The sequence below is a fragment of the Novosphingobium sp. ST904 genome, from assembly GCF_001298105.1.
GTDB lineage: Bacteria > Pseudomonadota > Alphaproteobacteria > Sphingomonadales > Sphingomonadaceae > Novosphingobium.
The window spans coordinates 43778-55728 of record NZ_LGJH01000143.1; the positions used below are offsets into that span (position 1 = coordinate 43778).

General features: G+C 66.1%; 12 protein-coding genes. 11 read left to right on the forward strand and 1 reads right to left on the reverse strand.

Annotation, left to right across the window (positions count from 1 at the left end):
* Nucleotides 1-7 precede the first annotated feature (7 nt).
* The gene (locus ADT71_RS12800; protein WP_132469520.1) at nt 8-3301 is read right to left on the reverse strand and encodes a PAS domain S-box protein; all 3294 of its coding nucleotides are present in this window, start codon (nt 3299-3301) and stop codon (nt 8-10) included.
* A gap of 290 nt (nt 3302-3591) precedes the next feature.
* On the opposite strand from ADT71_RS12800, the gene ADT71_RS12805 reads away from it, so the two are divergent.
* The 11 genes from ADT71_RS12805 (at nt 3592) to ADT71_RS12850 (ending at nt 11936) form a co-directional block, all read left to right on the forward strand.
* Entirely contained in the window at nt 3592-4251 is a 660-nt protein-coding gene (locus ADT71_RS12805) for a TetR/AcrR family transcriptional regulator (protein ID WP_054437360.1), read from the forward strand.
* 166 nt (nt 4252-4417) lie between these two features.
* Nucleotides 4418-4876: a cytochrome c gene (locus tag ADT71_RS12810; RefSeq protein WP_054437362.1), complete on the forward strand. Its 459-nt coding sequence runs from the start codon at nt 4418-4420 to the stop codon at nt 4874-4876.
* Between the two features lie 197 nt (nt 4877-5073).
* Complete coding sequence (locus ADT71_RS12815) at nt 5074-5706, forward strand: hypothetical protein (protein WP_156336580.1); 633 nt, start codon at nt 5074-5076, stop codon at nt 5704-5706.
* On the forward strand, nt 5703-6899 hold the full coding sequence (locus tag ADT71_RS12820) for a hypothetical protein (RefSeq protein ID WP_054437365.1): 1197 nt from the start codon (nt 5703-5705) through the stop codon (nt 6897-6899). Before ADT71_RS12815 ends, ADT71_RS12820 begins: the two co-directional genes overlap by 4 nt.
* Nucleotides 6896-7366 (forward strand): DUF1587 domain-containing protein, encoded by a 471-nt coding sequence (locus tag ADT71_RS33600; RefSeq protein WP_231635851.1) that lies wholly within the window; start codon nt 6896-6898, stop codon nt 7364-7366. The genes ADT71_RS12820 and ADT71_RS33600 overlap by 4 nt, the downstream gene beginning before the upstream one ends.
* Complete coding sequence (locus ADT71_RS12825) at nt 7270-8586, forward strand: DUF1588 domain-containing protein (RefSeq protein ID WP_231635857.1); 1317 nt, start codon at nt 7270-7272, stop codon at nt 8584-8586. Before ADT71_RS33600 ends, ADT71_RS12825 begins: the two co-directional genes overlap by 97 nt.
* A 15-nt stretch (nt 8587-8601) precedes the next feature.
* Nucleotides 8602-9942 carry a DUF1552 domain-containing protein gene (locus tag ADT71_RS12830; RefSeq protein WP_054437367.1) on the forward strand — a complete coding sequence of 447 codons (1341 nt, stop codon included), beginning with the start codon at nt 8602-8604 and terminating at the stop codon, nt 9940-9942.
* The gene (locus ADT71_RS12835; protein ID WP_054437369.1) at nt 9939-10430 is read left to right on the forward strand and encodes a VOC family protein; all 492 of its coding nucleotides are present in this window, start codon (nt 9939-9941) and stop codon (nt 10428-10430) included. The genes ADT71_RS12830 and ADT71_RS12835 overlap by 4 nt, the downstream gene beginning before the upstream one ends.
* Entirely contained in the window at nt 10427-10750 is a 324-nt protein-coding gene (locus tag ADT71_RS12840) for a high-potential iron-sulfur protein (RefSeq protein WP_132469522.1), read from the forward strand. The genes ADT71_RS12835 and ADT71_RS12840 overlap by 4 nt, the downstream gene beginning before the upstream one ends.
* On the forward strand, nt 10747-11406 hold the full coding sequence (locus tag ADT71_RS12845) for a cytochrome b/b6 domain-containing protein (RefSeq protein WP_054437371.1): 660 nt from the start codon (nt 10747-10749) through the stop codon (nt 11404-11406). The genes ADT71_RS12840 and ADT71_RS12845 overlap by 4 nt, the downstream gene beginning before the upstream one ends.
* Nucleotides 11403-11936, forward strand: coding sequence for a MarR family winged helix-turn-helix transcriptional regulator (locus ADT71_RS12850; protein WP_054437373.1), 534 nt, complete (start codon nt 11403-11405; stop codon nt 11934-11936). The genes ADT71_RS12845 and ADT71_RS12850 overlap by 4 nt, the downstream gene beginning before the upstream one ends.
* The last annotated feature ends 15 nt before the right edge of the window (nt 11937-11951 follow it).

Below are 11951 nucleotides of genomic sequence, written 5' to 3' on the forward strand. Positions count from 1 at the left end.
CAGGCGTTCACCCCCCCACGAGTTCCCGGATGCGGGCGGTGAGGGTTTCGACCGCGAAGGGCTTGGTCAGCACTCTCATCCCGGGTTCGAGATAACCGTTGCCGATCACGGAATTCTCCGCATAGCCGGTGATGAACAGCACTTTCAGGTCCGGGCGCACCACCCTGCCAGCGTCCGCCATCTGACGGCCGTTCATCCCGCCCGGAAGGCCGACGTCGCTCACCAGCAAGTCGATCCGCACATCGGACTGGAGCACCTTCAGACCGGCGGCACTGTCCGCCGCCTCGATCACGGTATAGCCAAGGTCTTCCAGCACGTCGGTAATCAGCATCCGCACGCTGGGCTCGTCATCGACGAGCAGCACGGTCTCGCCCGCCTCTGCGCCTGGCAGCGGGGATTCGACAGCGCTGCCGCCCTCTTCCACCGCATCACCGTAATGGCGGGGAAGATAGATGCAGACGGTGGTTCCCTCTCCCACCTCGGAGTATATCCGCACTTGTCCGCCCGATTGCTTGGCGAAGCCATAGATCATCGATAGACCAAGCCCGGTGCCTTGCCCGATCGGCTTGGTGGTGAAGAACGGGTCGAACGCCTTGGCGATCACGTCAGGCGTCATGCCGGTGCCGGTGTCCGTGACGCATAGCGAAAGATACTGGCCTTCGGGCATGTCATGCGTGCGCGCGCCATTGCGGTCGAGCCACTTGTTCGCCGTCTCGATAGTGATCCTGCCGCCATCCGGCATCGCATCGCGAGCATTGATGCAGAGGTTGAGGACCGCGTTCTCGAGCTGGCTCGGGTCTACCAGCGTCAGCCACAGCCCGGCTGCCCCCACCGTTTCAACCGCGATCGACGGCCCGACCGTGCGCTGGATGAGATCGGTCAGCCCGCTGACCAGGGCGTTCACGCTGGTCGGCCGGGGATCGAGCGTCTGGCGGCGAGAGAAAGCCAGCAGCCGGTGCGTGAGCGCGGCGGCACGCCGCACCGAGCCCTGCGCCGCCACCACATATTTGTCCACGTCGGCAAGGCGCCCCTGCTTGAGGCGGATTCCGACCATTTCCAGCCCGCCGGAAACGCCGGCCAGCAGGTTGTTGAAATCATGGGCGAGGCCGCCCGTGAGTTGCCCAACGGCCTCCATCTTCTGAGACTGGCGCAGTTGTTCCTCCGCCTTCATCAGTTCGGCCGAACGCTCGGCGACGCGCTGCTCAAGCGTTTCGTTCAACGCGCGCAGCGCCGCTGCGGCCCGGTCGCGCTCTTCCTCCACAGCGCGGCGCTGATCCACATCGAGCAGGACCCCCGGGAAGCTCAGCGGCGTGCCATCCGGCGCGTGATCGACCCGCCCGTTCGCTTCGATCCAGTAGTAGTGGCCATCGCTGCGCCGCACGCGGTACTGATGCGCATAGCCGCCGCCACGCGCGATCGCATCGCCGATGGCCTCGGCAAATCCGGCCCGGTCGTCAGGATGAACGGTAGCGGCCACTTGATCGAGGCTGAGCCCTTCGCGCGCCAGTTCCGGGTCCAGACCGACCGCGCGGGCGAACGGTTCGTCCACCGTGAAGCGGTCCGTCGGCAAGTCCCATAACCAGGTTCCGATGATCGCGCCCGCAGACAGCGCAAGCTGAACGCGTTCGATGTTCTCGCGCGCTAGTGCCTCGCTGGCCCGCATGGCCTGCTCGGCCCGCCTGCGCGCCTCGATATCGCGGAACAGCACGGACACCTGCTTGCGTTCCGGCGGCTCGACCCGCGCCGCCGAGACTTCGATGTGCCGCCCCGCCGCCGCGAAATATCGCTCGAAGCGCACGGGCTCGCCGGTCTCCAACACCCTGCCGTAAAGCTCCAGCCAGCCGTCCGCGCCGGTCGGGTCCACTTCGCGAAGCGTCATGCCCACCACGCCGGAAATGCCGGAGTGGCGCTCGTATCCGGGATTGGCCTCGACATGGACATAGTCGCTCATCGGGCCATGGGGGCCGTCGATGAACTCGATGATGCAGAAACCGTCGTCGATGGCTTCGAACAGGGCGCGGTACCGGTCCTCGCTGCGTCCCAGCGCAGCGATCGCCTGCCGCTTCGCGGTAATATCGCGCGCCACGCCCACAAAGCGAAGCGGCACACCGGCATCATCGAACTCCATGACACCCTTGCGGGTAATCCAGCGCACATCCTCGCCTTCGGCCGCGCGCACGCGGTACTCCACTTCGCCCGAAGCCTCGCCGCGACTGCGCGATGCGGCCGTGGATGCGAGATGACGGTCTTGCGGCACGATCCGCGTCTCGATCACCGAGGCGGGATAGCGGTCCTGCACCGGCATTCCATAGAGACGGCAGAACTCGGGCGTGGGGATCAGCACATCCTCGGCGATCTCGACGGTGAAGAGGCCGATGCCTCCTGCCTCCTGCGCCTGCCGCAACCGCGTCTCGGCGGTAGCCAGATGCTGCGCGGCAAGGTGCTCCTCGGTCCGGTCCCTCAGAACCTTGACATAGCCGATGTGCCGTCCGGCCTCATCGCGCAGGGGCGACATCTCGCCGCTTCCCCAGAAACGTTCGCCGCCGCGTCTTTGATGCCAGCGCTCGTCCGAACCGCCGCCCCTGGTCGCCGCGTCGGCCATCTCGCGCTCCGGCACGCCGGCCTCGCGGTCCTCATCCGTGAACACAGTCGCGATGGGATGGCCCACGATCTCCCTCTCGGACCAGCCGAACAGGCTCTCGGCCCCGGCGCTCCAGTCGGTGATCATGCCCTGAAGGTCGGTCACGACGATTCCGAAATCGCGCGCACTGTCGACGATGGCGCGATGGCGCGCCCGTTCGCCGTCGGCCTCGATCGCGGCCCGGCGCAGTTCCAGCGCGGTCATCGTTTGCCTTGCCAGCACCCGCAGTGCCTGTTCCTGCACCTCGTCCAGCGCCCGGGGCTCATAGTCGAGCACGCAGAGCGTTCCGATCGGCAACCCCTCCCCGGTCTTGAGCAGGGCGCCCGCATAGAACCGCAAGTGCGGCTCGCCGGTGACAAGGGGATTGCACTCGAACCTGGCGTCTCGCCGCGCATCGGGAACGAGGAGAAAGTCCTCTTCCAGCAGGGCCTTGGCGCAGAACGAGGTTTCCAGCGGGGTTTCCCGGACCCCAAGCCCGACCTCGGCCTTGAAGAACTGGCGCCCATCGCCGATGAAATTGACGACCGCGATCGGCGTCCCGCAGATCGCCGCCGCCAGGGACGCCATTTCATCGAACGCCTGTTCGCGGGGGCTATCGAGCACATCGTACCGGGCCAGAGCCGCCAGACGCATCAACTCTTGATCGGCAACTTCGTTCATGCGGCGTGGCTCTGGCGGTCCTGAGAGATAGGTAAAGTCGGGTCGTCGGCGCGCGATGTCCAATCGGCATCCGCAGGAAAACCTGCGGGAGGCCTGCTGGTTTCATCTCCGGCATAAAAACACGGCCCGAGGACCGAACGGCGGCATACCGCAAAAATCCATCCGTTCCCCATGACTTGAACGAAGGAGGATCGTCCGGCAATGCTCCTCAACCGAAGATTACCGGAATGTCGCTCGCGGCATGCCGGTTTAGGTGGTATCGATCATAAAAGAACCCAGGCCCGGAAAAAATGTCTTCCACTGCCGCTGCGAGCGCTAAAGATTCAAAGGCCCGCCCTACGGGCCGAGGCAGGCCCTCGCGCCAACAGTCCGCCGCGATCACCGATGCGATCATCCAGACCGCAACCGCGCTCTTCCTCAAGGAGGGCTTTGACGGCACCTCGATGGAAGCGGTGGCCCATGCCACGCAGATTCCCAAAACCACGCTTTACAAGCGTTACCCCGACAAGCTGGCGCTTCTGAACGCCGTGCTCGTCGCGCGGGTGGCGTCCTGGTCCGAAGTGACCTCGCGCGACAATGCACGTCTCGGGAACGACCTGCGCCAGCGTCTCATCCAGCACACCTCGACGATGCTGCTCTGGACCACCAAACCCGAAGTGCGCGCCTTCAGGCGGCTGGCGCTGAATGCCTTCGGCAGATCCGAAGGATCGATCACAGATTTCTTCGGATATACCGAAATGGTGGCTTATCTGGTCGCGGAAATCCGCGTCTACGGTCCGCCTTCGGGGATCGAGGCCAAGGCCCCGGAACGCATCGCGCAGGCCATAATGGCGATGGTAATCGGCTGGGTGAACACCCGCGCCGCCACCGGCCCGGTCACCGCGGCGGATGCCCGCGCGCAGGCACAGTTCATCATCGACGTGCTGATCGACGGGCACGCCCGCTGGTAAGGCCGATCGCCCGCTGCCCGTAGACCTTCACCGCTTGACCCCCTCATAACGGCGAATTTCCGCCATTTTCGAGCCATGGGCAAAAACTACGCAAAGTCGCGATTGACTAGTTCAACTTTTGAATCAATATTCTCCCCATAACAGAAAACAGTTGGGAGAAACTCCGATGAACGCCCTATGGCGCATTGGCGCGGTGACCTTGGCGACCGCGGCGGTTGCCACGCCGCTGCTGGCTGCACCGGCCGACACGGTCCGCTCGCGCATCGCAGGTTACCGGGAACTCGGCGCGGCCTTCAAGGCAGTGAACGACGGCCTGCGAGGCGGCGAAGTGCAGACGGTGCTGATCGCCCAGTCCGCTCGGGAAATCCGCAATGCCTCTCGCGGCCAGTACGAATGGTTTCCGGCCGGGAGCGGGCCGCAATCGGGCGCCAAAACCCGCGCCAAGGGCGAAATCTGGGTTCAGCCCGCCAAATTCAGGACCGCGCAGGACGCTTTCGCCAAGGCTGCCGACGATTTCCAGCGCGCGGTCGCCGGGAAGGACGTCGCGGCAATACGCACGGGCGCACAGAAACTTGGAGCTACGTGCAAGGGCTGCCATGACAGCTTCCGCGCGCCGGAGAGCTGAGATGGCGCCTCGCATCGCCTGCGGGCTCGCGATCGCGCTGCTTGCATTCGGCGCGGCGCCGACAGTTCATGCCCAGCCCGCCGACCTTCCGATTGCTCCGGCGGACGGTACGCCCTTGCCCAAGGGGGTACGGGTGAAGAAGTCGGCGACGGCAGTGTCTATACCGATGCCGCGGCCATACGCTTTATGGAATGGACATGCGCACCGTCCTGCGCTGGGCACCCGATCCCGCCCGCTTCTGCGCGCAGGACTGCGCGCGCGAATGGGCACCCCTGCTCGCGCCGCCGGGAACCAAGCCGAACATCCGCTATCCGATGGGTTTCGAAAAAGCGGCAGAAATGCCCCCCGCCGAGGATCAGATCACCGATCCCCGCAAGGCGCCCGACTGGACAGTGATCGAGGGCGCCGCAGGTCCGCAATGGGTCTACAAGGGGTGGCATCTCGTCTTCACCCGGCGCGCGGCAGGCGGCAGCGCGCCGCCGCCGGACGACATAACGTGGAACACGCTCAAGTTCGTGCCGGCCCCACCGCGCATCGCCGCGCCGGGCTTTGTCGCCACCGCCTACTTCGGCGGCGCCTATGCCCTGACGGACCGGGACGGCCGCGTCCTGTTCACCGGGCACTGCGCCGCGCCCTGCGCATGGCGCCCGCTTCCTGCGCCAATGGCCAGCGGCGGCTTGGGCGACTGGAAGGTCAGCCTTTCCGGCGACCGCGCGGAATGGACGTTCAAGGGTCAGCAGGTTTTCGTGAGCGAGGAATCCGATCCGCATGCCATCCCGCGCGGGGGCCGGATTCTGAGGCCGCAGACCAGCAGCGGAGAGAACCGATGAAACATGCGACGTCAAGGCGCGCGCCGCTCCTCTGTACCGCAGCGCTGGCCTCCATCGCCGCGATCGGCATGGCCGCAGCCAGCATGTTGCAAGGGCCGGCCCTGGCGGAGGCTGTGCCGGCAAACCTGCCAGCTCCCCCACCGGGCGGCGTAATGGGCTTCGTGGTGCAGGACTTCGTTCCGCCGGTGATCCAGGGCAGTGACGCCTGCCCGAGCGGGGTGAGCCCCAAGATCCGGGAAGCCTATCTGGAATCGCTCCCGCCCGAGGAACATGCCCGGCTGGAACGCAAGGAAAACGAGCCGGAGTTGACCAGGCGCTGGCAGGCAACGGTGTTCGGCCTCGGCGGCACCAACATCTGTTCACAACCGGACCAATTCGACCGCCCGCTGCTACGCACCGTGCAAAGCATCCATGCCGGCGGCGTGGATCTGGACAATGACGCGCCCGGAGAAAGCTGCGCGCACGAGGAATTCACCGCTCCCGACGGGCGAACCGGCATCGACAACCAGGAATACCGCGTCATGGGCTGCACCCTCGAATGGCGCGGGAAGGACGGCATCGGCGGCGATCAGCTTACCGGAATGCGTCAGTTCCATGCCTCCGGCGAATGGACGCAGGTGATCCTCCTGCGCGGTGTCGACAGTCTGGAGCATGACGAGGACGTGGAAGTGATCTACGCCAACACGCCGGACCGTCCCCAGCTCGACAATCACGGCAATTTCCTGCCCGGCTACAGCTTCACCGTTTCCGACAAGGCGCCCCGGCACCGCAACGTCCTGCGCGGCCGCATAGAGAACGGGGTGCTGACCACCGAACCGCGCGACATCAGGCTGGCCCAGACCTGGGGCCAGGGCGGCGCCCGCGATATTCGCGGCGCCCGCACCGTTTACGATTTCCGCCATGCCAAGCTTCGCCTGGTCTTCCAGCCCGACGGGTCGCTGCGCGGGCTGGTCGGCGGATACCGGCCGGTGTTCGACGTGATCCAGAGCCCTGCGATCGGGGGTGCCGGCGCAGCGCTCGCCGCCGGCATCGATTGCGCGGGAACGCTCAAGACCCTCCGCAAATATGCCGACGGCATTCGCGATCCGAAGACGGGCAAGTGCTCCGGCGTCTCCAGCGCCATGGACCTGCGCGCGGTACCCGCCTTCGTGAACGACGTGCCATCCCCTGCTGCCGGGAGCCATGCCCTGTGACCCTCTTTCGCATAGCGCCGCTGGCGATCGCCGCGGCCACCCTTGCCGGTGTGGTCTCGCTGGCAGGCACGGCATCGACATCCGTGCCTGCCATGGCCGAAGCGAATGCCGCCCAGACCCTGTTGCAGGGCCCTCAGGTCGTTGGCATGCGCAGGCTGACCGAGGCCCAGTACCGCAATACGATCGCGGACATCTTCGGCAGCGACATCCGCGTTGCCGGCCGGTTCGAACCGATCGTCAGGCCTGCGCACCAGTTGATTGCCAGCGGCGCGCGCACGCGGCGATCACGCCTGCCGGGCTCGAACAGATGGACGGCATGGCGCGCGATATCGCCCGGCAGGTCTTCGATGAGGCACACCGCGCCCAGTTCATGTCCTGCACGCCCGCCGATCCGGCCGCGGCCGATCCCGAATGCGCGCGCCGCATTCTCGCGCCGATCGGGCGCCTGCTGTTCCGGCGCCCGCTGACCGCACAGGAAGAGGCGCTCTACGTAAAGATCGCCGGAGAAGGCGCTGCGCCTACGCGCTCCTTCACCAAGGGCCTTGAACTTGCGCTCGGATCGATGCTGGTCTCGCCGTGGTTCCTCTATGTGGTGGAGACGGCGGAGCCCGACCCGGACCATGCTGGCGGAATGCGGCTCGACAACGCCTCGCGCGCCGCGCGCCTCAGTTTCATGTTGTGGAACTCCAGCCCCAACGCCGCTTTGCTCGACGATGCGGCGGGCGGGCGGCTGACCGATCAGGCCCAGCTTGAAAAGGTGGTGACGGCGATGGTCGCCTCGCCCCGCTTCGAACAGGGGCTTCGGGCCTTCTTTTCCGACATGCTGCTGTTCGAGAAGTTCGACGAACTCGCCAAGGACCCGGTGATCTACCCCTATTTCAACCAGGACGTCCTTCAGGCGCTTCCCGAACAGATGCTGCGCACGATCACCACCCAGCTTCTCGATGGCGACGGCGATTACCGGGAACTGTTCACCACCCGAAAGACATGGATGAACCGGCCGCTGGGCGCGCTCTACCAGGTGCCGGTGAGCAAGTCGCAAGGCTGGGTTCCCTATGAATTCTCGGCCGGTTCGGACCGTTCGGGCCTCCTCGGACTGGCCGGGTTCCTCGCCATGTACTCGCACTCCGGCCGCAGTTCGCCGACCTTGCGCGGCCGGGCGATACGCGAGTTGCTGCTCTGCCAGCCGGTGCCGAACCCGCCGGGCAACGTGAACTTCACCGCCGTGCAGGACGTGACCAACAAGGCCATGCCCACTGCCCGCATCCGCCTTGATGCCCACACCACCGACCCCGTATGCGCAGGTTGCCACAAGATCACCGATCCGATCGGCCTTCCGCTGGAGAGGTTCGACGGCATCGGCGCCTTCCGCACCCGCGAGAATGACGCGGCGATCGATGTCGGCGGCTCGTTCGACGAGGCCAGCTTTTCCGGTGCCGACGGCCTGGGCAAGGCCATCGCGGCCAGCCAGGACGCGACGATGTGCGTCACCTCGCGGGCGCTCGAATATGCAACCGGCCGCCCCAGCGAGGACGGCGCGCTCGTCGAAACGCTGGAAAGCCGCTTCGCGGCGGACGGCTACCGCCTGCGCAAGCTGATCGAACGGGTCGCGACGATGCCGCAGGCCTATGAAATTCCGGGCGATCCACTGAAATCCGAGGCCACTCACGTGGCGACAAGACGCTAGCGAGAGGACCAACCCATGGCATTCGACCTGTCTCGGCGCACCGCGCTCAAGGGCATCATGAACGGCGCGGCGATCACCGTGGGCGTTCCCCTGCTCGATATCTTCCTGGACGGCAACGGCGAGGCGCTTGCCGCCACCGGCGCGCCGCTTCCGGTCCGTTTCGGCACCTGGTTCTGGGGGCTCGGCGTCAATCCCACCCGCTGGTTCCCCGACAACGCCGGTCCGGGATACGACCTGAAGCCGGAGCTGGAGATCATCAAGCCCTACGCGCACAAGATCAATATCCTGGGAAATTTCAACGTCATGCTCGATGGCGCACCGAACCTTCCCCACACCTCCGGAGGCCCGGCGATCCGCACCGGGCGCGCGCTCACCGCGGAAGGCGGCCTGCCGGGCGAAAGTTTCGACGTGACCATCGGCGACAGGATCGGCACGCGAACCCGCTTCCGCAGCCTGGAAACCTCCGCATCTGGCGACCCGCGCAATTCGCTCAGCGGGCGCGGCGGCGGCAACCTGAACCCTTCGGAAGGCTCGGCAGCCGGGCTCTATCGCCGTCTTTTCGGCACCAGCTTCAAGGACCCCAACGGCGCGACTTTCACGCCCGATCCGGAAGTCATGGCCCGCCGCAGCGTGCTTTCGGCCGTCAGCGAACAGCGCCAGTCGCTCGAGAGCGCAGTGGGCGCGGCCGACAGGCAGAAGCTGGACCAATATTTCACGTCCGTCCGGCAGTTGGAGAACCAGCTTGAAGTGGAGCTGAAGAAGCCTGAACCGCTACAGGCGTGCCTTGTCCCCAAGCCGGTCGAGGATCGCCCGGTCAATGCCGAGATCGAGAACGTCGTCACCAACCACGCGCTGATGACGGACCTGCTGGTCATGGCGCTCGCCTGCGACCAGACCCGCGTATTCAACATGATGTTCAACAACGGCGCCTCCTCGCTGACCCGGATCGGCAGCACGATCACGCATCACCAGCTCACCCATGAAGAAGCGCTCGACAACCGGCTGGGCTACCAGCCCGAGGCCACTTACTTCCTGAGCCGGATTTTCGAGGCCTGGACCTATTTCGTTGCCGCGCTCGACAAGGTGCAGGAAGGGCCGCGCACCCTGCTCGACAACACACTGGTCTTCGCCCATTCCGAAACCGAGTTCGCCAAGTTCCACACCATCGACAATATCCCGATGATGACCGCAGGCAGCGGCGGCGGTCGTATCAGGACGGGGATCTACGTCGACGGGCTCGGCTCTCCGGTCAGCCGCGTGGGCCTCACGCTCCAGCAGGTCATGGGGGTGCCCGTGGACAAATGGGGGGCGCAGAGCATGGAGACCGGCAAGTCGATCGGCGAGATCGTCGCATGAAGGGCGCGTCGATCATGCTGGCGGCCTCGGCCCTGCTCGCCGCTCAGGCCGCACAGGCGGGCGAGCCTGCCGCCCTTCCCCCCGCGCGGCTGGTGGGCACGGTCCTCAACGCAGTGGCGATCGAACGCGAACTGGCGTTCTACGAGAACGCATTCGGGCTCAAGGTCGGCATGACGCTCGATCACGGCACCCGGCGCGAATATATGCTGCGGTTCTCGGCGGACCCGGGCGAAGCCGGGCTCATCATCGTGCATGACACCGCGCCGGAAGCGCCCGCACGGCTTGCACATGGCAACGCCTTCGATCGCATCGTGCTGCGGGTGAGCGACATGGATGCGCTGGTCCGCCGGCTCGACGCCTCCGGCACCGCGCACCAGCCTGTGCGCGCGGCTGCGCAGGGCTACCGGGTGCTACTGCTCCAAGACCCGGAAGGCTATCCGCTCGAAATCATCCAGAGCAGCGCCGCCGCACGGGAGCCCGGCCAATGACCCCCTCGCGCAGAGAGTTCCTCGGACGGGCGCTGACTTTCGCTTCGCTCGCCGCCGCAGGTTTGGTCGCATCTGGAGGAGCGCTGGCCCAGCCGCCGGCCGGTTCCTGCTACGATCCCGCCGCCCTGCCCTTCAGCCAGAAGAGCCGGCGCCGCGCGCTGGGCTATCTCGATGCATCGGCCGACCCTGCCCGGCGCTGCGGAAGCTGCGCCTTCTTCACGGCCGCCGCGCCGGGGTGCGGAACCTGCCAGATGCTGTCGGGCGGACCCGTCAACGCAGGCGCCGTCTGCAACTCCTTCGCACCGAAGGCCGCGAAGTGAGCGCCCGCCCCGGCGTCCGGGTCTGGGACCTGCCCACCCGCCTGTTCCACTGGCTGCTCGCCGCGCTTTTCGCGTTCTCCTGGTGGAGCGCGGAAAACCGCGAGATGCAGTGGCATTATCTGTCCGGGATCACATTGCTGGGGCTGCTCGGCTTTCGCCTGATCTGGGGCTTCGTGGGCGCCAGCACCGCACGTTTCGCAGGATTGCTCCGTTCCCCGCTGCGCATCGCGGATTACCCGCGCGGCCAGCACGCGAAGGAACCGGGCCACAACCCGCTCGGCGGCTACAGCGTCATCGCGCTGCTGCTCCTGCTGGGCGCGCAAGTGGGCAGCGGGCTCTTCGCCACCGATGTGGACGGGCTTGAATCCGGCCCGCTGTCCTTCCTCGTCAGCTTCGATCAAGGCCGCATGGCGGCGGACATCCACGCCGTGAGCTTCAACGTGCTGCTTGCCCTCATCGCGCTGCACCTGATCGCGATCGTGTTCTACCTCGTCTTCCGCCGGCGCAATCTCGTAGGGCCGATGGTGACCGGCCGGGACCGGTCTCTTGACCGGGAAACCACGCCGATGCAGCCCGCGTCCCCCACGGCCTTTGTCATTGCCGCCGCTCTTGCTACCTTGCTCGCCTGGTCGGCCAGCAAGGGTTTCGGTTTGTGACGAGTACGACACGGGAAGAACTGCTCAGGCGGGCATTCTCGAAGCAGGAAACAGATGATGCTGCAGAAGGCGATCTGCCCAGCGGGATCGAGTGGGTGGATATCGCCCCGGTCATCGAGGGGCTCGTTTTTGCCGGTCGCCCTATCGGAGCAGCCACCCAGAACGTCACGGCACGGTACGACCTTGGCCCCCGCGGATGCTATATCCTCAGCGCCATTTCGCGCGGCATCACTTATCCGCTCGACCTCGCCTCGCTGCTGAGGGTCGGCCGTAGCCTGGTGACGGCCGAACTGAACCGCCTCACCGCAGCCGGGCTCATCGAATCCGTGCCGGGCAAGGACGATCGCCGCCGCAGCGAACTCAGCCTTACGCCCGAAGGAGACCGCGCCTGCGTGGAAGTCCGCTCGGAACTGCACCGCCTCATCAGGGGCAATCTCTCAGGGTACACGGTCGAACATGTGCGGCTTTTCGCCCGGATGCTGGCCGATGTGTGCCGGACCGAACCGCCCGATCCCGGTAAGGACAGGTAAAAAAGCGGGGCGGAT